Source organism: Amycolatopsis sp. NPDC051061 (genome assembly GCF_040682935.1).
Taxonomy (GTDB): Bacteria; Actinomycetota; Actinomycetes; order Mycobacteriales; family Pseudonocardiaceae; genus Amycolatopsis.
In genome coordinates this window covers 217,957-238,345 of sequence record NZ_JBFBBZ010000005.1, presented here as the reverse complement: position 1 = coordinate 238,345, position 20,389 = coordinate 217,957, and the positions used below count along the sequence as shown (strand labels likewise).

The following is a 20,389-nucleotide window of genomic DNA, read 5'->3' as shown; positions in this document are numbered from 1 at the left end:
GTCAGGCACTCGGGTTGGTACTGCCGTAGTCGTCGTTCTTGTCGCGGATCACGCCGTGGTAGTGCACGTTGGGGGTGCTCCTGCTGCGCGTGTTGATCAGCTCGATCCACACGTGTGGGCCGTCGATCCGCAAATAGGTGTTTTCTCCGTCGACGGTTTTGCTGCCGGCGTAGGCGATGCGTGTCTGGTCCAGTTGCGACTTGTAGGTTTCCAGCAGCGAGGCGGCCGCGTCGGGTGCGGCGTCGTTCACCCACTCGGCGATCGCGCTGAGCACCAGCTGCTTCTGCTGCTCGGACAGTTCACTGACGAGCAAGCCCTCGGAGGCGGGGAACTTGCCACTGTCGACCCCCGGCCCCATGAGGATGTCGGTGAGGTTGGCCGACAACTTGGCCTTTGCGTCCTGGTCGCTGCTGAGCGAGTTGAACACCGCGAACGCGGTACCGGCCTTTTCTTTCAAGGGTTCCACGGTGGTGTTGCCGACGGTGAACGACTTCGGCTCGGTGCCGGTGAACGCCGGGGTGAAGCTGGCGGTGGCGCCCTTGTAGGTGTAGTTGCGAGCGAGGTGGTGGCCGCCGAACTGCACCATGAACGGATCGGTCGTCGACGGTGTGCCGTAGACCGCGAGGTAGTAGTTCTCGTCGCCGAAGTCGCTGTTGCCGCCGTCGCTGTTGGCCTTCAACCAGTCATCGGCACTCTGAATGGCTTCGACCTGGGAATATCCCTCCGCGGACAGCATCGTCTTGACCACGGCAAGCGCCGCCGTCTTGGACTCGTCGCCAAGGTCGCTGAGCGCGATGCCCTTGCGGGGAACCGTGGCCGCCGGGTAGTTCGACCACGTCTGGCGGGACTGGTTGTCGGTGAAGTCGAAGGTGGCCGTGGACTTCTGGTCGGCACTGAGCGTTTTGAGAAACGCTTCGACGGTAGCGACCACCTCAGGCGTGTTGGCGCCCGACGCGTTCTCGCCATCGGTGTTCAGATCCACCGCGGTGAACGTCTGAAGCCCACCGGGCCGGCCGCCACCGGGACCGGCTTGCGCGCTGGACGATGCCGACGACGAGGTGGATCCGGCGGAGTTCCCGGCCCCGCACCCAGCGACCAAGCTCGTGACGACAACCGCTGCCACGGTGGTCGTGAGGACCGCCCCACGCCTGCCACGCGAGATCGGCCGGCTAGCCGATCTCGCCCCTTTCCCGGGCATTGGCTCGTGCACATCGGTTTCCGTCCGTCGAATGGACACGGTGTTCTCCCTGGCGAGGTGAGCGTTCGGGCGCTCCCTCTATCGGCTTTCTCGAACCTAAGGACGAAACCTTTGATCCCGCTGTGCGTCTCCTGGGCTGTTCCTCTGTTTCGTCCACGGTAGGCCGCTGGGCACCGCGATGTACTTGCCCGTGTCCGTCAGTTCTCCCGAGAGCTCGTCGACCCTGAAGACGTTGACGGTGCTGCTCGCCTCGTTGGCGACGAGCACCCACCGGCCGTTCGGGTGCACCCGAGCCAACCGCGCACCGGTGTTTCCCATCAACCGAGCGGTGCCGGCCCCTCAGCTTCCCTCCGGTCGATCGCGCGCAGCCGCGGGTACGCGGCGACGCTGATCGCCAGCGTCGCGATTCCGCCGAGCAGCAGGCCCCAGCGGGCGCCGAGGTGTTCTCCCGCCGCACCGACGATCGGGCCGCCGATCGGCGTCGAACCCAGCCACGCGATCGCCCACAGCGCCATCACGCGACCCCGCATCGCCGGGTCCGCCCGCAGCTGCAACGTCGTCTTCGCCAGCGAACTGAACGTGATGCTGCCGTAGCCCACCCCGACCAGGACGAGGTACTCCACCGCCAGATTGGGGGCCAGGGCCGCCGCGGTGATGGCGCTGCCCCACCCCAGGCCGGCCAGGGCCAGCGACGTGAGGGTGTTCCGGGTGCGGGACGCGCTCACCAGCCCGCCGAGCAGAGCGCCGGCGCCCATTGTGGCCATCATTGCCCCGTAGGTCGCCGTGTTCCCGTGGAAAGCCTCCCGGGCCAGCAGCGGCATGCTCACCGGGAACTCCCAGGCGAGCGTTCCGGTGACCGCCACCATGACGATCGGGAGCAGCAGATCCGCCGTACCCGTGACATAGCGGATCGCCTCCCGGACCTGGCCACGCTGCCGGGACGGGCGCGCTCCCCGGGCGATCTCCCGGGAATTCATCATGAGCAGCGATCCCACCACGACGCCGAAGGACAGCGCGTTCAAGCCGAAGCACAGCGCGAGGCCGAGAGCGGCGGCGATCACCCCGCCGAAGGCGGCGCCCACACCCCGGGCGACGTGCACCGTGATCGAGTTCAGCGTCACCGCGTTGAGCAGCAGCTCCCGCGGCACCAGATCCGGCACCAGCGACTCCCGCGCCGGATTGTCGAAGACGTTGACCACGCCGAGCCCCAGCGCAAGCACGTACACGACCGGCATCGCGACCAGGTGGGTGGCGACGAGCGCGCCGAAGGTCGCCGATATCCCGCCGGCGAGAGTCTGCGTCACCAGCAGCACGCGCCGCTTGTCGAGCCGGTCGGCGAGCAGGCCGCCCCACGGGCCGAACAGGAACATCGGGCCGAACCGGACTGCGGTCACCAATCCCAGCTGCGTGCCCGAGCCGGTGAGCTGCAGTACGAGGAAGGACTGGGCCACCGATTCCATCCAGGTGCCGATCACCGACACCGTCTGTCCGACGAAGAAGCGCCGGTAGTTGCGGTTGCCGAGCGCGTCGAACCGCAACCGGCTCAGCACCGCGCGCCCCGGCGACCGTTTTCCGGCCCGCGAGGTCAACTCACCGTCCCGAGACCACTCCAGAAGCCGCACTGGTGCTCGGTGGCGAACAGGGTGGAGGACACCGTGTTCCCGGACGGCCGGAAGTCGAGTACCGGGTGGGCGGACGCGGTCACCGCCGGCCAGGCGGTGAGCCCGGGCGCCGCGGGACGGCCGGACCGGGCGAAGGCGCCCCAGTAGCGGTCCATCTGCCTGCCGAGCGTGAGCTGCACACCGGTCAGCGGACGCTCGCCCAGGGCGAAGTTCCAGAGGTAGGCCAGCTCTGCGCTGTGGGCGCTGGACATGTCGATGCCCGGCGGCTGGAACCCGAACAGCGTCGGAGAGGTCGGGTCGTCGAACTCCTCCTGCCAGGTCGGCACCTGCGTGCCGAGCCGGCCGGCGAGCGAGTAGGCCGGGCACGCCTTACCGGAGTCGGTCCCCAGCGCGGCGTAGGCGTAGAAGGGTGCCGGATAGTTCGCGAGGGGATAGTGGGCCAGCACGGCCGCCGCGTCGGCGCCGAATTGGTCCCGGATCGCCGCGGTGTACTGCTCCGGCGTCATGTCGGCGTCGTCGACGTCCTGCAGCTTGTATTCCCATCGGGTGCTGCCGACGATGACCGGGACCTTGTTCCACTTGCCCTGCTGGATCGCGTCCTTCGGCACCAGGGGCAGCAGCGGAGTACCGTAGGCGAGCCCGCCGGGGCGATACTTCTGTTGCACGGCGACCAGATCGGGCGTCCACGCGGCGCGCAGGCAGCTCACGATCGTGGCGGCGTCGGTGCAGCCGGCCGCAGCCGCGAACTGCCGACCCTGCGCCTGGGCGGCAGCGAGTGTCGCGGTGCCGAGGTTGCACGGCGTGCTCTCCAGGACCGCGCGCTGGAACAACCCGGCCGCTTGGGGCGAGGCCAGCATGTCGCAGACGGCCATGGAGCCGGCGGACTGGCCGTCCACGGTCACGTTGCCGGGGTCTCCCCCGAACTCGGCGATGTTCTGCGTGACCCACTTCAGGGCCGCGAGCTGGTCGAGGAACGCGAAGTCGCCGGATCCGTCGAGCTGCGGCAGCGCGAGCTGGCCGAAAGCCCCGAGGCGGTAGTTGACGGACACGAAGATCGCGTTTGTCAGAGACGTGAAGCGCTCGCCGCCGTAGAGCACTCCGCTGCCTTGCGTGCCGCCACCGCCGTGGACGAAGAACAACACGGGCAGCATGCTCTTCGGCTGGACTCCGGGCGGCGTGTAGATGTCGAGGTAGAGGCAGTCTTCGCTGGTGGCCTGCTCGTTGCGCACGCCCTTCGGCTGGAACTGGACGCAGGCCGGTGCCTGCACGGTCGCCGGGCGCACGCCATCCCACGAGGCGACGGGCTGGGGTGGCGCGAACCGCCGGTCGTTCACCGGCGGCGCCGCGTAGGGCACGCCGAGGAACTGCCGCGCGCCACCGGACACCACGCCCTGCACCCACCCGTCCTGCGTGTGCACTGTGGACTGCTTTGTGACCGGCGCGAGGCCCGCGGTGGTTCCGGCCGACGAGGCCGGCATGGACATCGCGGACAAGGCGATGACGGCCGTGGTGGCCCACCACAGCCGCTTGATCACTGTCGAACGAGGCACCTGGTCAACTCCTGCGCTTGTCTCTTGACGTCGTCCGACGCCGGAGTGGTGACGCACGGACCCGGGCTGTCGAAGTGCGGTCCGGGCCCGTGCGCCTGCTCAGAATCCGAAGTGGAACGGCCACCCGTCCGGGTAGACCTGACCCCAGTACGAGCACTGGTGGTCAGCGGCCTCGTCGTGCACGATCACCGGGGCCGCACCGGTGAAGGCGACCTCGTGCGGCGCCGACGCCGAGTAACGCGGTACCGACGGCAGTCCCCGCACCTTGAGCCCGCCCGTCCGGGCGAACTCGGCCCAATACGCGATCATGGCCTGCGACAGCTGCTGCTGCGTGCGGGTCAGCGAAGCGGTGCCGCTCGTGCCCCAGAGGTACGGCAGTTCCGCGGCGTGCTGAGGAGCGCCGTAGCTGTTCCCGGCGGCTGTCGGGTCCCGGAACTCGTAGACGTACGTGGGCACAGCGGCGGCGAGCAAAGCGGCGTTGGACAGAGTCGCGCAACTGAACCCGACGTCGGTCTTGATCGCGGCTTCGGCGGCGCCGGGCACGGGGTAGGCGTCCAGCGGGTAGCGCGCGAAGACCTCGTCGGCGCGGTCACCGAAGGCACCCTGCACGTCGGCCCGGTAGTCGGCCTCGGTCACGTTCGGGTTCGCGCTGTGGATGAAGGACGCGCCTTCCGCGCTGGTACTGCCGATCAGGACGGGAACGTGGTTGAAGCGGCCGGTCGCGAAGGCGGTCGGTGGTTGCACGGGCAGGGATCTCGTGCCGACGACCGGGTACCAGACATTCCCGGCCGCCTGTTGCGCGGCGAGGACGTCGACGGGTGTTTTCCCTCGCAAGCAGGCCATGACGGCGCGAGAGTTCATGCCACCGCAGCCGAGGGAGGCGACGAAGGCGGCGTCGTCGCTCTGCTGCCGAGGAATCGTGTTCTGACCGCAGGTCAGACCGCTTTCGACGACGGCGGAGCTGAACAGCCCGGCCGCGAGCGGTGACGCCAGGAGCATGCACACCGACTCGCCGCCGGCCGACTGCCCGGCGACCATCACCCGTCCCGGGTCACCGCCGAAGCGGGCGATGTTGTCCTTCACCCAGCGCAGCGCCTGGATCTGGTCCAGCTGTCCGTAGTCCCCGGACGCGGTCCCGTTGTCGGCGTCGAGCTGGGGCAGGGTCAGGAAGCCCACGGCGCCGACGCGGTAGTTGAGGGTGACGACGAGCATGCCGCCCTGGTTCACCATTTCGACCGGCTGGTAGCCACGGGCCGCGCCGCTGCGGAAGGCACCGCCGTAGATCCAGACGGCGACCGGCAGCCGTGACGCCGGATTGGCGTCGCGCGGAGTCCACACGTTGAGGTGCAGGCAGTCCTCGCTCGTGTTCGCGCTGCCGGACTGCAGGCAGTCCGGACCGGGATCGGTCGCGTCGAGCACACCGGACCACGGCTTGGCCGGCTGCGGTGCCCGCCAGCGCAACGAGCCGACCGGAGGCTGCGCGTACGGGATTCCGCTGAACACCCGGTGGTTTTCGGCGACGGTCCCGCGGACCGCGCCGTCGGCGGTGTGCACGATCGACGAGCCGGCCGCGGCCGCCACGCCGGTGCCCAGGGTGAGGAGTGCCGTGACGGCGACGGCCGCGCGGCTGAGGATTCTGTGCATGGAACGCCTTTCGTTGCCTGATCTGCCGGAAGCGCGAAGGACCCCCTTTTCGAGAACAGGACGGGAAGACACCGGCGGCGGCCCGCCCGGTGATGCGGTCGGTCCCGCTATCCGTGCCGGGTCGGACGCAGTCCGGCCGGCCCACGCCCGCCCGCTCGATCGGTTCGCGGGCGTGCGCCGGCGGGTGTGCGGGCGAGGCGCAGGGCGCGTCGCCCTCGGTTACTGCTTCTTTCCGGGCAACCGCATGTGCCGGCTCAGCACGGCCCGCGAGGTGCGCACGTCGACGACGGCCAGTCCCGGCTCCAGCGCGGCCGCGGCGGCCGCCTGCGCGTTCGGCCGGTCGATCACCGCGGAGCGGGCGCCCAGCGCGGCGGCGAGCGCGGCGAGGTCGGGCGAGGGCACGACGGCCGCCTCGGCGTCGTCGGACGTGGTCAGCAGGCGGTGGTATTCGGTGCCGAGCGCCTGGTCGTTGAGCACGAACACGGTCAGATCGGCGCCGGCCCGGGCCGCGGTGTCGAGGTCTTGCGCGTGCATCATGAACGCCGCGTCCCCTTCGAAGACGACCGTTTTGCGTCCGGGTGCGCCGAGGGCGACACCGACGGCAGTCGTCAGGGCCTGCCCGATCGATCCGAAGCCCTGCGCCGCGAAGAACCTGCCGTGCCGGGGAGCGGTGAGGAACGCGGACGCGAAACCGGAGCAATGCCCGTTGCTCACCACGACCTGCGCGTCGCCGGGGATATGGGCGTCGATCTCCGCGACCGCGTGGCGGGGGTCGACCACGCCCGGTGTGATCGGTGGCGCGTAGTCGCGCAGGTCCTCCCGCCAGCAGTCTGTCGCCCGGCCCACCGGGACGAACCACGGTGCACGGGCACCGTTGCGGGCGCGGACGAGCGCGAGCAGCTGCGTCAGCGTGCCCTTGGCTCCGGCGCGCAGCGTTTCCGTCATCTTGCCTTCCCGCGGGTCGTCGACGAGCTTGACGACGCGGGCGCCGGCGAACAGGCGCCCGGACTGGGTGGTGCTGCGGCCCATACTCGCCCCGACCGCCACCACGAGGTCCGCCGAGCGCAGGACCCGTTCGGCCGCCGGGTGCGCCAGGCCACCGGCGATGCCGAGGTCGAGCGCGTGCCCGTCGAACAGGCCCTTGGCCGGCAAGGTCGTCGCCAGGCCGGTGCCCAGCTCGTCGGCGAGGGCCCGCACCAGATCCCCGCAGCCGAGTGCGCCGCGTCCGGCGATCATGACGGGCCGCTCCGCGGCCGTAAGCAGCTCGTGCAGGCGCCGGGCGGCGGCGAGCTCATCCGCTTCGGACGGTTCCGGTGGATGGTGCCCGTCCGATGCCACGGTGCCCGCGGGCACCGGCGACAGCAGGAGGTCGGCGGCAACGGCGAGCACGACGGGTCCGGAGGTGGCCTCGGCCAGCGCGATCGCTTCTCCCAGCGCGGCCGCCGGGTGCTCCCCCGGGGCGAGCCGCCGGTAGCGCGCCTCGCACGAGGTGACGAAGGATTCCTGGTCGAACGTCTGCGCCCCCTGGTACCCCGCCGGGGTCTCGGCGGCGATGAGGACCAGCGGGGAGTGGTTGCGGGCGGCCACGACCAACGAGGTCGCCACGTGAGTCAGCCCGGGCCCGTGGGTCACCGAACAGATGCCGGTGCGCCCCGACGACCAGCCGTACCCCTCGGCCATGGCCACGGCGGCGGACTCGTGCCGGACCTCCACGATCTCGACGCCGCGTTCACGAAGCGCGAGGAACAGGTGCATGTTGCCGTCGCCCATGAGCCCGAAGACGTGGGTGCACCCGGTGCGCGCCACCACGTCGGCGAGGACCCGGGCGCAGGTGGGGGTTTCGGTGACGGCGCTCAAAACTGGTACCTCCGCAGTCCGCCGTCGACGGGGATCACCGTGCCGGTGATGTAGCCGGCCAGGGGTGAGGACAGGAAGGTGACGAGCCTGCCGATGTCCTCGGGTTCGCCGTAGCTGCCGACCGGGATCTCCTTCACGTGCTCGGCCCGGTCGGCTTCGGTGTAGTTGCGCAGCATCTGCTCGCTCAGGATGCGGCCCGGGGCGATCGAGTTGACGGTGACGCCGTCCGGCCCGACCTCGCGGGACAGTCCCTTCGCCCACGCGTGCATGGCGGCCTTGGCGCAGAACTCGCCGCTCACCCGCGGCGGTTCGGACTTGCCGGTGACGGAGACGACGCGCCCCCAGCCGCGCTCCCGCATGGAGGGCAGGAACCGTTTGGTCAGCCGGCGTTGCGACTCGAAGTTCAGGGTCATGGCGATCGCCCACTCCTCGTCGGTGGCGGTCAGGCCGGACCGGCGCCGCCCGCCCGCGCTGTTGACGAGGATGTCGACCGGTCCGAGGGCCTCCTCGGCCTTCGCCAGCACGGTCTCCTGGTCGGCGTCGTCGGCGATGTCGGCCGCGATCACGGCCGGTCGGGCGAGTCCTTCGGCGCTCAGCTCGTCGGCGAGCTCGTTCAGCAACGCCTCCCGCCGGGCCACGACGGCCAGCCGGACCCCTTCCCTGGCCAGGCAGGTCGCGATGCCGCGCCCGATCCCCGCGCTCGCACCGGTGACGACGGCGCTTCGGTCCTTCAGGTGCAGATCCATGAGTCTTTCCGTCCTCAACGGGTTTCGGTGCGCTGCCACGCCGCTCCGGCCGATTCCGCCCCCGCGTGCCACCCGGCGACGAGCCGGTCACCGGCTTCGACGCCGCCGGGCCGCCGGGCGAGCTCGATCTTGATGGTTTCCGCTCCGCTGCGGCAGGTGAACTCCGTGCGGTTGCCCAGGTACTCGACAAGCGTCACCTCGACGTCGATGCCGTCGTGGGCGCCGTCGCCGGGATGCAGCACCAGCGACTCGGGCCGCACGAGCAGCTCGATCGGCTCTCCCACCACGGGCGGAGAACCGGCGGACTGCGCGGCGATGGGCAGCACCGGGCCACCGTCCACTGTGGTCAGCCGGGCGGCGGGCCGGGAGCCGCCCTCGACGACCTCGGCCGGCAGCACGTTGACCGGGCCGAGCGCTTCGGCGACGAACCGGTTGACCGGGCGGTCGTACAGCTCGTCCGGCGGGCCGACCTGCTGGGCGATGCCGTCCCGCAGGACCACTACCTTGTCCGAAAGGGACAGTGCTTCCGCGCGGTCGTGCGTGACGTAGAGCATCGTCAGGTTCAGCCGGCGCTGCAGGGCGTGGATTTCGGTGCGCATCCGGGTGCGCAGCTCGGTGTCCAGGTTGCTGAGCGGCTCGTCCAGCAGCAGCAAGGTCGGCCGGGTCACCAGGCCGCGGGCCAGCACCACCCGCTGCTGCTGGCCGCCGCTCAGGCTCGACACCGGGCGCGGCCCGTAGCCGGCCAGCCCGACCAGGTCGAGCATCTCCTCGACCCGCGCGGTGATCTCCGCGCGCGGCAGGTGCTGCGCCTTGAGGCCGTAGGCGACGTTGCCGAACACCGTCATGTGCGGCCACAAGGCGAAGGACTGGAAGACCATGTTCACCGAACGGCGCTCCGGCCGCACGTGGGTGGCCGCGTCGGCCACGGTACGCCCGCTGATCGAGATCGTCCCGCCGGTGACCTGGTGCAGGCCCGCGACGCAGCGCAGCGTCGTGGTCTTGCCACAGCCGCTCGGGCCCAGCAGTGTGACGAACTCGCCCTCGCCGATGGTGAGGTCCACTCCCTTGACGACGGGGGTGGTGCCGTAGTGCGCGACGAGATCACGGACTTCGAGCACCGGTGCCGGCGCCTGGTCTTCCTGGGCCACCGGCACGCCGTTCCGCTCCTCGTATCCGATACTGGTCATGACTTCCTCCTGCCTGCGCCGAACACGGCACGCAGCACGACCGAGCCGACGAGGATGACGACGAGCTGCAGGACACCCACCGCAGCAGCCTTGTTCAGAGCACTGGCGGCGTAGTTCCACGCCGACACCGACAACAGCGGGGTGCCCGAGGTGGACAAAACGACGGCGACGCTGAGCTCCCGGAGCGTGAGCACGAACAGCAGCACGAACGCGCTGGCCACCGAGGGCCGGATCAGCGGGACGAGCACGGACCACACCGTCTTCAGCCGGGACACGCCGCACAGCTGGGACGCCTCCTCCAGCGACCCGTCGATCTGGTGCACGCCGTTGCCCACGATCCGCACGGCGTGCGTGATCGAGATCGACACGAGCCCGATCCCGATCAGCGCCAACGTCCCGTACAGGGGCGTGCGGATCAGCAGGAGCAGGAGCCCGGCGCCCATCACCAGGCCCGGGACGGCGAGCGGCATGGTGGCGACGTAGGTCAGCGCCCTCGCGGTCCGCAGCTTCGCCCGGTCCGCGAGGTACACCACCGCGATGCTGATCGCGATCGCCACGGCCGGCACGGCCACCGCCAGCCCGATCGAGTTCCCGGCCGCCGAGAGCACCTCCGACGTGGTGATCGCGTCCCACAGGGTGGACAGCGACAGGTGCATGCCCGCCAGCGTCGGCGCCAGGTAGTCCGACATCGCCATCAGCACCATCGCGGCGAGCGGGACGAGGAACGTGATCGTGCTGTACACCAGGGTGGCGATCCAGACGACGACGGCCGCGGCCCGCGACGGCTTGACCTTGGCCTGGGAGTGGCCGCGGCCGCCGACCGACACCAGGCGGTTCGCGTTGCGCAACGCGCGGCCGTACAGGAACAAGCCGACCAGACAGACGAGCATGAGCTCGGTGCTGACCGCCGAGGCGAGCGTCAGGTCCTGGTTCTCGGTGTAGAGCGAGTTGTAGACGGTCACCGACAGCGGCTTGAAGGCGCCCTTCTGACCGAGAATCACCGGCACGGAGAACTCGCCGAGGGCGAGGATCCCGACGAACAACACCGACGACAGCAGCGACGCCCGCAGCAGCGGCACCACGACGCGCAGCGTGGTGAAGGTCATCCCGCGCCCGCATAGCAACGATGCCTCCTCCATCCTGCTGTCGACCCCGCGCAGCGCGCCGGAAACGACCAGGTAGGAGTAGGGGACGTAGTGGGCGACGAGCACGAACACCATGCCGGGCGTGGAAAGGATGTCCGGCTGCAGCCAGCTTGGGAGGCCCACGCTCTGCATCATCCGGTTGATGACCCCGGTCTCCGGGGTCGCGAGCCACACCCAGCCGACGGCGGTGACGAACGGCGAGATGTACAGCGCGCCCAGAACCAGCGTCTCGCGCAACCGGCCGCCGCGCAGGTCCAGCCGCACCGTCGTCCAGGCCAGCGCGGTGGCCAGCACCGTGGACAGCAGCCCGATGACGAGCGCGAAGCCGATCGACTGGACCAGCTTCCCCAGCATCGGGGCGGTGGTGAAGACCCGCTGCACCGCGTCGAGCGTGAACCCGGCTCCCAGGTCGATCGCGTCCTCCGCGAACCCGGCCACGACGACGTACACGATCGGGCCGGCGACGAGCGCGAGCACCACCAGCCACGTCAGGATCAGCAGCACCACATCCTGGGGGGACCGCCCACCCCGGACCCGCCGCCGGGGCGCGGCCGAGGTGGCGTCCGGGGCGGGGGCGGCGTCTTGGAGCAGGGTCATGACGCCACGTGGAACGTCGTGTTCCACTTCTCCACGAAGGACTTGAGCTGGTCGCCGGCGAACCGCGGATCGGTCTGCCAATCGAGCCAGATCTCGTCCGGGACGCGATACCAGGGCAGCTTGGCCACGAACGGCCGGTTCTCCTGCCAGCCCTTCATCGTCGAGCGGCCACCGGTGGCCACCGACATCGCCTGCTGACCTTCCAGGCTCTGCGACCACTCCGAGAACAGCCGCGCGGTGGCCGGGTGCGGGGCGTCGCTCGGGATCTCCTGGTAGAACAAGCTCGAGTTCATCGGGGAGATCGAGGAGAACCGCAGCGGAGCACCCCCGGCCGCGAGCGGGCCGAAGACCGCGTCGTCACCGAAGATGGTCACGCTGTAGGTGCCGGCCGAGACCTGCTGGGCCATGGTGGAGATGCTCGTGTTGATCGCCGGTTCCTGCGCGGCGAGCTTCTCCAGGTAGGGCCAGCCGTACTTGTCGGCGTGGTTGGCCACCAGGTTCGCGTAGTAGGCCATGCCGGAACCGCCGTGGCCGGGATCGATCAGCACGATCTTGCCCTTCAGCGCCGGATCGAGCATGCCCTCGTAGGGGTCCGCTTCGAGCTTGGCCTGCACCTCCGGTGGCACCGTCTTGGTGTTCCACGCGATGTTGCCGATCGTCTCGTAGAGCGGGTACGCGTGGCCGGGGATCGTGGTGTCCGCGGGGTACTGGGCGGCGGTCTGCGGGGTGTAGTTCGCGAACCAGCCGTTGTCGACGAACTCCTGGACCTGGCCCCGGTTGCTCGTCTGGAAGACGTCGGCCTCCACCTTGTGCGCCCGCACCTGCGTGCTGAACGTCGTCCCCAGCGTGGAGCTGGACTGGCGCTGGATGGCGACCTTGATGCCGTACTTCTTGCCGAACGCCGCCGTCCATTCCTCCACTTCGGACTGGACGATCGGGGTGAACACCGTCAGCGTTCCCTCGGCCTTGGCCGCGGTCACGAGCTGGTCGAGCGACCCTGTCGTCGCCGTCTTCGTCGACCACGGACTGGCTTCGCCACCGCCGCCACAGGCGGTGAGCGTCGTGGTCAGCAGGGCCAGCGCGACCACGCCGCACCGCGCCTCCCTCGAGATCATCGTCATCTTTGACTGCCTTTCCTCCTGAGAGCGCGCCAGGTAACTGAAACAGCCACCGGAACCCGTCGTCAACGCAGAGTCGCTGGGGGTGGTGAAAAGCAGCGCTAATCACCACGCGGCGGCGATAACCCCGAGCCGCCGCGCCCATAACGAGATCTCGTTTGACGGTTGCGGCCCGCGCTCGCTTCAGTGGAAGAGGCCCTTCGCGATGTTCTTGCCGTGGAGGAAAAACCTGACCGGGAGAGAGTGACCATGTCATCGGAACGCCCCATGTCCATCACCCTGGCCGGCGAGTGCATGGTCACCCGCCCGTTCTCGGTCCACAGTGAACCGGACTTCGTCCAGGTGCTGGACCGGCTGCGGTCGGCGGAACTGACCTACGCGCACGTCGAGACCAATTTCGGCCACTTCTCCGAGGTCGCCGCTCCCGCCCGCGGGGACCAGGTCGGCAGCTACTTCCTCACCGACCCGCAGGTCGCGACCGACCTGCGGCAGGCGGGAGTCGACATCGTCTCCCTGGCCAACAACCACAGTGTGGACTTCGGCGCCGCCGGCATTTCCTCCACCGTCAGGCACTGCGACGCGGCCGGCATGGCGCACGCGGGCACCGGCCGCGATCTCGAGGAAGCTCGCGAGCCCGCCTACCTGGAAACCCGCCAGGGCCGGGTCGCTCTCGTGTCGGTGAGTTCCGGCAACAAGTCCCACGAGTGGGCCAGCCAGCCCAAGGCCGGCCTCCCCGGCCGCGCCGGCGTCAACCCGCTCAGGCCGGAGATGCGCTTCCTCGTCGAGCAGGAGGCGGCCGAGCAGCTCAAGCGTATCGGGAGCGCCCTCGGCATCCTGCGCGAGACGAAGGCCGGCGCCGAGGGCAGCAGCGGGCTGCTCATGCACGCCGAGCAGGGCGAGTTCAGCCTCGCCATGGCGAACGACCAGTCCACGACCGGGTCCAACCTGTGGCGCCAGTCGGACCACTTCGAAATTCTGTCCAGTTCGAACAAGTGGGACTTCTCCGGCAACCTGCGGTCCGTCGCCGAGGCGGCCACGATGGCCGACCTCGTCCTCGTGGCGCACCACTTCAGCGTGTCCGAAGGGCCACGCGGAAACCAGCCGCCGCGGTTCGTCCGCGAGTTCGCCCACGCGTGCATCGACGAGGGTGCCGACATCTTCATCGGGCACGGCTGGCACAAGACGCTGGGCATCGAGATCTACCGGGGTAAGCCGATCGTCTACGGCCTCGGGAACTTCTTCGCCCAGTCCGAGTTCGTCCGCCGCGTGCCGTACGACGCCTACGAGACCTGGGGGCACGACATCGAGCGCCTGTCGACCCTCACCCCGGCGGCGCACCCGCTGCACCCCGGCCTCGACCAGGGCAGTGAGACGTGGTGGAGCTCGGCGGTCCTCGACCTCGAACTGGACGGCGGCGAACTGCAGTCGATCCGCCTGAACCCGGTGGAGCTCGGCCGTCCCGTCGGCCGGAAAGCGGTGCGCCGGCCGGTCGGGCACGGGGAGCGGCCGCTGACCGACGGCCGGCCCTTCACCGCGTACGGCGAGGACGCCGAGGCCATCCTGGACCGCTACAAGCGCCTCTCCGCCGATTTCGGCACGTCGATGGTCATCGAGGGCGAGACCGGCGTCATCAAGGTCTGACGCACCGACGGCCCGGCCTGCCCACGCGCGTCGCGTGGGCAGGCCGGGCCGGCTCCGGGGTACGGTGAGACACAACCGCTTCGTGCGCTGGAGGCGAGGAGCCCTGTGACCGCACCCGGACCTGGTCTCGACCCCCACCGGCTCCTGCACGGCCTCACCTTCGACCAGCTGCACGCGATCCGGACGATCGCGGCGACGGGATCGTTCCGCGAGGCCGGCAAGATCCTCTGCCTCACGCAGCCGGCGATCTCGCAGCGCGTCCGCCAGCTCGAGCGCATCCTCGGTTCCCCCATCTTCGAACGGCATTCCGGCGTCGGAGTGAGCTTGACCCCGCTCGGCGAAACCGTCCTCGAGTTCTGCGAGCGCGCGATCCGCAGCCTGGACGAGCTCACCGCGGACCTGGAGTCGGCTCGCTCCCCGGCCGACACGAAGGAACTGCGCATCATCGCGCCCTCCGACCTGATCCAGTACGTGCTCATCCCCATGCTCCCGGCGTTCGGCGAGCGGCACCCGAACGTGCCGGTGCGCGTCCGCCAGTCGGTCGACCGCGCCGAGATCGTCAGCATGCTGACCTCCGGCAAGGTCGACCTGGCCTTCGACCGCTCTCCCACGCACCCCTCGCTCACCACGCTGGCGCGGATGAACGAGCACCTCTACCTGGTGGCCCCGAAAGGGCACGAGCTGCTTTCCCTGCCCCCGAAGGATCGCCCGGCCGCGATCGCGAAGTACCCCTTCGCGACCTACCCGCCGGGGATGCGCACCCGCAACCTCATCCAGCGCTGGGCCGCCAAGGTCGGTGCCGTCGTCGCGCCCACCATCGAAACCCGCAACGTGGCGGTCATGAAGGAAGCCGTCACTCATCTCGGCGCGCTCGCGATCCTCCCCGCGGTCACCGTGTCCCAGGAGATCCGCGCCGGCAGCCTCGTGGCCGCGGAAGTCGCCGACATGCCCCTCAGCCGGAGCACCGCCGTGGCGGCCAGCCCCGGCGACGAACGTTCTCCCGGCCTCCGCAACTTCGTGGAGGAGCTCGTCGCCGCCTACGCACAGCGGTCGGACGACATGGCCGCGGAAATCCGTTGGGTGGCGCCGCCGGTCGAACCGCCCGGGAGCTGACGTCTCGCTCAGGGATCCGTCGCTTTCCGCACGCCTGGTCACGCGCCGCTGGTCTGGGCGATCGCCGGGCGCACACCGCCCACCCCCGGAGCGGCGCACGGAATCCCATGGCACACCCGGTGGCCGCCGCACGGCACGCGTGCGACGGCCCCGGCTGTAGTCCGGAATGTCAAGCCGCCAGGCCTCGCCAGAACGCGGTGTTGTGTTCGGCGCCGAAGCGGTCCGTCGCCGCGGAACACGCGGCCGGCGGCTGGTCGCTCGCCGGCGCGGTGTCGCAAGCGGACAGGGACATGACCTGACCGGCCGCCGGGTGGTAGGCCGGCCATTGTGGAGCGCCGGATCCGTTGGGGTTGCCCGTGGCGCTGAAGCGTCCCCAGTACCGGATCATCTGGTCGGACAGCTCGAGCTGATCGTCGCTGTAGGGCAGCGTCTGCCCGAGGTACTCCCAAAGGTAGCCGAGGTCGTCGACGTGGGTGGCCCCGAGGAACGGGAAGTCCCGCGCGGTCTGGCTCTTCTGCTGGATCAGGTAGATCGAGACGAAGTGCGGAGTGTCACTCTCGGCGAATTCGTAAGCGTAGGTCGGAACGAACCCCGACAACTGTCCGAAGAGGACCTGCCGGGTGTAGGAGGTGGAGTCGTTCTGCACCGTGGTCCAGGCGATACCCGGGGTGGCGAACTTGGTCACCGGGTACTCGGCGAGCACCTCGTCCGCGTCGTCGCCGTAGGTCGACCGCACCAGAGCGTCGTACTGTGCCCCGGTGATCGGCTTGCCCGCGTAGTCGTAGTTTTGGAAAGTCGTCAGCGCACGTTCGCTGTTGACCTGGCCCAGCAGGACCGGGAACCGATTGAACTTGCCGGTGGCGACCGCGGTGGCCGGGTCGGCCGGGAACGCGCGACCCCCGATCGAGGGCCGGACACCAGCCCGCTGCTGGGCCGCGACGATCTCGGCCGCAGGTTTGGCCCGCAAGCACCCGAGCAAGTCCGTGGCGTTCGCGCAACCGAGCTCACCGACGAACGCCTGGCTCGCCTGCTCGCCGGCCTCGGCGGACTGCAGGCCGCAGCCACCGCTCATGATGATCGCCCGGGAGAACAGGCCCTTGGCGGCCGGTGAGGCCAGCTGCGCGCACACCGACGTGCCTCCGGCCGACTGACCGGCGATGGTCACGTTGCGCGAGTCACCGCCGAAGCGCGCGATGTTGGCCTGCACCCAGCGCAGGCCCGCCTGCTGGTCCAGCAGACCGAAGTTGCCGGGGCCATCGGCACTCTCCTGCCGCAGCTGGGGCAGGTTCAGGAAGCCGAGCGCGCCCAGCCGGTAGTTGACCGTCACCACGACCGCGTTCGCCTGCTCGGCGAACTTGCGCGGGTCGGTGTCTTGACCGGCGCCTCCGGTGAAGCCACCACCGTGGATCCACACGAGCACGGGGAGCTTTCCCTTGGCCCCCTGGGGACGGTAGACGTTCAGCGACAGGCAGTCCTCCGTCAGCGTCGGCTTCTCGTAGCCGGGATCCCACCCGCTGCCCTGGGCGCAGCGGTGACTGAACCGGGTGGCGTCGCGCACCCCGGACCACCGGGCGGCCGACTGCGGGGCGGTCCAACGCAGGTCACCCGTCGGATCGGCGGCGTAGGGAATGCCGACCCATTCGTCGTAGCCAGTCTGGGCGCGGCCCCGCACTGTGCCGTTCGTCGTCTCGACGATCGTCGACGTGGGCCGGGCGGAGTCCTCGGCGGCGGTGCCGCCGGGAGCGGCGGCTACCGAGGACGCCACGCCGGAGGTCGCCAGCCCGGCGAGGGCGATGACGGCGGCCACGGCGCGAACCACACTGTTCCTTCGCATGTCGTCTCCTGTCGCTGGTGCCCGAGGATGGTCGTCAGCCGAGCCAGAACCCACAGTTGTGCTCGGCCGAGAACGAGGTGATCATCCGGCTCGCACCGCCGGTGCGCAGCTGCATCACGTTCTGGGCCGCGCCGTAGACCGTCCACCCGGGAGCGCCGCGGAAGTTCGGATTTCCGTTGTGCGCGAAGGCGCCCCAGTAGCGCATCATCTGATCGGAGAGCCGCTCCTGCTGCGCGGTGAGCGGCCGCTCCCCCAGGGTGAAGTCGAACAGGTAGGCCAGCTCCGCGCTGTGCCCGTTGGACATGTCCTCGCCGGGGACGCGGAAGCCGTACAGCGTGGGCGAAGTCGGGTCGTCGAACTCGTAGCGGTAGGTGGGTACCCGCGTTGTCGTGGCCCGGGCAGTCAGCTCGGTCCGGCACGCGTTGCCCGCGTCGGTCTGTACCTGGGTGATGGCGTCGTAGGGGCTGGAGAACTTGTTCAGCGGGTACAGCGCCAGCACCTGGTCGGCCCGGTCGCCGTAGGTCTGCCGCACGATATCGACGTATCCCTGCGCCGTGATGCCGGCGAGCGAGGTGGACAGGAGGCGGTTCTCCGACCGCGTGCTGCCGGTCATCAAGGGCACCGCGTTCCAGGAGCCGTCCGCGAACGCGTCCTTGAAGGACTTGGGGAGCAGTCCGCTGCTCACCTTCGAGCCGCCGACGGCGGACGTCTGCTTGGCCACGAGCGTGCCCGGCCAGGCCTTGCGCAGACAGGCCACTACCGTCGCCGCGTCGGTGCACCCCACGGACTCGGCGTAGCCGACGCCGGCCTGCTCCCCCGCGGTCAGCGTGGCCTGGTTGCCGCTCATACAGCCGGAGCTCTGCACGATCGCCTTGGCGAACAGGCCTCGTGCCGCTGGCATGGCCAGCATGTCGCAGACGGCACCGCCGCCCGCGGACTGCCCGTAGATCGTCACGTTGCCCGGGTCACCGCCGAAGGCCGTGATGTTGTCGCGGACCCACTTCAACGAGGCCAGCTGGTCCATCCTCGCGTAGTTGCCGGACCCGCCCGGGGTGACGGCGGACAGCGCCGGGTGCGCGAGGAAGCCCAGTGCGCCGAGGCGGTAATTGATGGAGATGACGACCGTGCCGGTCTTGTCCGCCATCGTGCCGCCGCCGTAGATGACCCCGGTCCCCTGGGTGTTGCCGCCACCGTGGAACCACACCATCACGGGCAGTTTCGCGTTCTTCGGTGCGGTGGCGGGCCGGTAGACGTCCAGGTAGAGGCAGTCCTCGCTGACGGCCTGTTCCTCACGGACCCCGCTGGGCGCGAACTGCAGGCAAGCCGGTGACTGGCGGTCGGCCACCCGGACGCCGCGCCACGAGGCCGGCGCTGCGGGCGGGGCAAACCGCTGGTCACGCAGAGGCGGGGCGGCGTAGGGCAGACCCAGGAACTGGTCGAACCCCGGCTCCTGCACGCCCCGGACGGTTCCGCTGCGGGTCTGCACGACGGGATCGCCCCCGCGTGCGCCCGGTGCGCCGGACGCCGGCGCCCCGAAACCGACCGCCACCAGCACGATCGCGGCGAGCGCCGCTGCGGGGGCGGCCAGATGTCGTTTGACCAGGCTTCTCACGGTGGGCTCCTCGGCAACGGGCCGCGTCGGCTGGCGAGAGTCCGGAGGACGGCCTGGTGCGGAAACCCGTCCGGCGGACGATGCGAGGCGTGCGGCGGAGTTTGGGGACTCGGAGTGCTGCCGCCGGCTCAGGTGCACCACAGGCGGCGGAGTGCGCGGTATCAGGTCAATCGTCCCGTGGTGAGTGGGTCACCAACCGGTCGGACTGAGTCTACGAACACCATTTCGGTGAAGTCAACAACAAATAGCCGCCCAGCTTGCCGACATTTATGTCAACAAGCTTCACCTATATGTGACTGAGCCGAACTGATCCACGAGCCGGAGAGTCACGGCGATCCCGCCCAGTGCTTCGGCCCGTTCGCCGCACTCGGCAGTGATCACGGCGAGGTCTTGCAGGGCCGCCGGCTGGCTGTACCGCTCCAGCGCTTCGCGGATACCCCGCAGCAGCGCCCCGCCGAGGCTGCCGAGTGCGCCGCCGACCACGATCGCATCCGGATTCAGGGTCGTGACGAGCATGGACAACGCCCGGCCGATGATTCTCCCGGTGTCGGACAGCAGCGCCTGCGTCCCGCGGTCGGCGGCGTCGGCCATGCGCACCAGATCGGCGAAGCCGAGCGGTACCCCGGGATGCGCCGGCTGCAAGGCCCGGAGCAGAGCGTTGCTCGAAGCCACCGTCTCCAGACAGCCGCGGTTCCCGCAGAGGCAGACCTCACCGTCGTCCGCCACCCGCAGATGACCGATGTTGCCGGCGTAGCCCCGGCCGCGGTACAGCTTCCGGTCCAGGATCAAACCCGCGCCGAGACCGTGCGAGATCTTGACGTAGATGAAGGTGTTGAAGCGGCTCCCAGCACCGAAAGCGGCCTCCCCCGCAGCCCCCAGATCGGCATCGTTGTGCACGCCGATCCGGTCGGGGTACGCGCCCGGCGGGAGGACGGCCAGCGGGTCGAGACCGCGGAAACGGGCCGCCGTCGGCCGGCCGGCCGGGTCCACCGGCGAAGGAAGCCCGATCGCGGCCCCGACGACATCGTCGGCCGCGGCTTCACCCACCAGCCGCGCGGCCTCACCCAGTGCGTCCGCCGGTGCCAGGCGTTGCCCGAAGTTCACGACCCGTTCCCACCTAGCCCGGCCGGACGCGTCGGCCACCAGGGCGCGGACGTGCGTGTGCCCGACGTCCACGCTCAAGGCATGCCCCGGCGGCGGTACCGGTGCGAACAACCGGGATGGCCGCCCCTTCGCACCCGTCGCGTCCGTACCGACCTCTTGGATGGCGTCGGCAGCCAGCAGGTCCGCGACGATCCCGGCAACCGTGGGCCGTGACAGACCTGTCGCGCGCACCAGAGCCGCCCGGCTGGCGGCCCCGTGTTCCCGCAACAGGTCGAGAACACGCACTCGATGGAGCTCGCGCACGCTTTCGACACCAGGAGTCATCGGCCTATTATGTCATGGATACTTACCAAAATGTTTCGGAGCACGATGACGGCTCGCCGGCTGCGTAGCGCAGCCTGCAGATCAGCAGATCCGATCG

The 20,389-nt window shown here is 69.9% G+C and carries 15 protein-coding genes; 2 read left to right on the top strand and 13 right to left on the bottom strand.

Features of this window, described 5'->3' with window-relative positions; genetic code table 11:
- Position 1: 1 nt before the first annotated feature.
- The 10 genes from AB0N03_RS09280 to AB0N03_RS09235 all read right to left on the bottom strand — a co-directional run bounded on the left by AB0N03_RS09280 (position 2) and on the right by AB0N03_RS09235 (position 12,667).
- Positions 2-982 carry a DUF3500 domain-containing protein gene (locus AB0N03_RS09280; protein ID WP_364367816.1) on the bottom strand — a complete coding sequence of 327 codons (981 nt, stop codon included), beginning with the start codon at positions 980-982 and terminating at the stop codon, positions 2-4.
- A 312-nt stretch (positions 983-1,294) separates the two neighbouring features.
- Complete coding sequence (locus AB0N03_RS09275) at positions 1,295-1,516, bottom strand: beta-propeller fold lactonase family protein (protein ID WP_364367813.1); 222 nt, start codon at positions 1,514-1,516, stop codon at positions 1,295-1,297.
- Positions 1,516-2,787 carry an MFS transporter gene (locus AB0N03_RS09270; RefSeq protein WP_364367811.1) on the bottom strand — a complete coding sequence of 424 codons (1,272 nt, stop codon included), beginning with the start codon at positions 2,785-2,787 and terminating at the stop codon, positions 1,516-1,518. The genes AB0N03_RS09275 and AB0N03_RS09270 overlap by 1 nt, the downstream gene beginning before the upstream one ends.
- Positions 2,784-4,370, bottom strand: a complete 1,587-nt coding sequence (locus tag AB0N03_RS09265) for a carboxylesterase family protein (RefSeq protein ID WP_364367808.1) — start codon at positions 4,368-4,370, stop codon at positions 2,784-2,786. The genes AB0N03_RS09270 and AB0N03_RS09265 overlap by 4 nt, the downstream gene beginning before the upstream one ends.
- Before the next feature lie 99 nt (positions 4,371-4,469).
- On the bottom strand, positions 4,470-6,014 hold the full coding sequence (locus AB0N03_RS09260) for a carboxylesterase family protein (RefSeq protein ID WP_364367805.1): 1,545 nt from the start codon (positions 6,012-6,014) through the stop codon (positions 4,470-4,472).
- Between the two features lie 219 nt (positions 6,015-6,233).
- Positions 6,234-7,871 carry a thiamine pyrophosphate-binding protein gene (locus AB0N03_RS09255; RefSeq protein ID WP_364367802.1) on the bottom strand — a complete coding sequence of 546 codons (1,638 nt, stop codon included), beginning with the start codon at positions 7,869-7,871 and terminating at the stop codon, positions 6,234-6,236.
- Positions 7,868-8,617, bottom strand: a complete 750-nt coding sequence (locus tag AB0N03_RS09250) for an SDR family oxidoreductase (RefSeq protein ID WP_364367799.1) — start codon at positions 8,615-8,617, stop codon at positions 7,868-7,870. The genes AB0N03_RS09255 and AB0N03_RS09250 overlap by 4 nt, the downstream gene beginning before the upstream one ends.
- Positions 8,618-8,631: 14 nt before the next feature.
- Entirely contained in the window at positions 8,632-9,804 is a 1,173-nt protein-coding gene (locus tag AB0N03_RS09245) for an ABC transporter ATP-binding protein (RefSeq protein ID WP_364367796.1), read from the bottom strand.
- Positions 9,801-11,546 (bottom strand): iron ABC transporter permease, encoded by a 1,746-nt coding sequence (locus AB0N03_RS09240; protein WP_364367793.1) that lies wholly within the window; start codon positions 11,544-11,546, stop codon positions 9,801-9,803. Before AB0N03_RS09240 ends, AB0N03_RS09245 begins: the two co-directional genes overlap by 4 nt.
- Positions 11,543-12,667, bottom strand: a complete 1,125-nt coding sequence (locus AB0N03_RS09235) for an extracellular solute-binding protein (RefSeq protein WP_364367790.1) — start codon at positions 12,665-12,667, stop codon at positions 11,543-11,545. The genes AB0N03_RS09240 and AB0N03_RS09235 overlap by 4 nt, the downstream gene beginning before the upstream one ends.
- A 264-nt stretch (positions 12,668-12,931) precedes the next feature.
- Between AB0N03_RS09235 and AB0N03_RS09230 the strand changes: the two genes are divergently transcribed.
- Positions 12,932-14,305: a CapA family protein gene (locus AB0N03_RS09230; RefSeq protein ID WP_364367787.1), complete on the top strand. Its 1,374-nt coding sequence runs from the start codon at positions 12,932-12,934 to the stop codon at positions 14,303-14,305.
- Between the two features lie 105 nt (positions 14,306-14,410).
- Positions 14,411-15,418 carry a LysR family transcriptional regulator gene (locus AB0N03_RS09225; RefSeq protein ID WP_364367784.1) on the top strand — a complete coding sequence of 336 codons (1,008 nt, stop codon included), beginning with the start codon at positions 14,411-14,413 and terminating at the stop codon, positions 15,416-15,418.
- A gap of 169 nt (positions 15,419-15,587) precedes the next feature.
- Here AB0N03_RS09225 and AB0N03_RS09220 read toward each other — a convergent pair whose 3' ends face one another.
- The 3 genes from AB0N03_RS09220 to AB0N03_RS09210 all read right to left on the bottom strand — a co-directional run bounded on the left by AB0N03_RS09220 (position 15,588) and on the right by AB0N03_RS09210 (position 20,292).
- Positions 15,588-17,252 (bottom strand): carboxylesterase family protein, encoded by a 1,665-nt coding sequence (locus AB0N03_RS09220; protein ID WP_364367781.1) that lies wholly within the window; start codon positions 17,250-17,252, stop codon positions 15,588-15,590.
- A gap of 34 nt (positions 17,253-17,286) precedes the next feature.
- Complete coding sequence (locus tag AB0N03_RS09215) at positions 17,287-18,864, bottom strand: carboxylesterase family protein (RefSeq protein WP_364367778.1); 1,578 nt, start codon at positions 18,862-18,864, stop codon at positions 17,287-17,289.
- Between the two features lie 282 nt (positions 18,865-19,146).
- The gene (locus AB0N03_RS09210) at positions 19,147-20,292 is read right to left on the bottom strand and encodes an ROK family protein (protein WP_364367775.1); all 1,146 of its coding nucleotides are present in this window, start codon (positions 20,290-20,292) and stop codon (positions 19,147-19,149) included.
- Positions 20,293-20,389 lie beyond the last annotated feature (97 nt).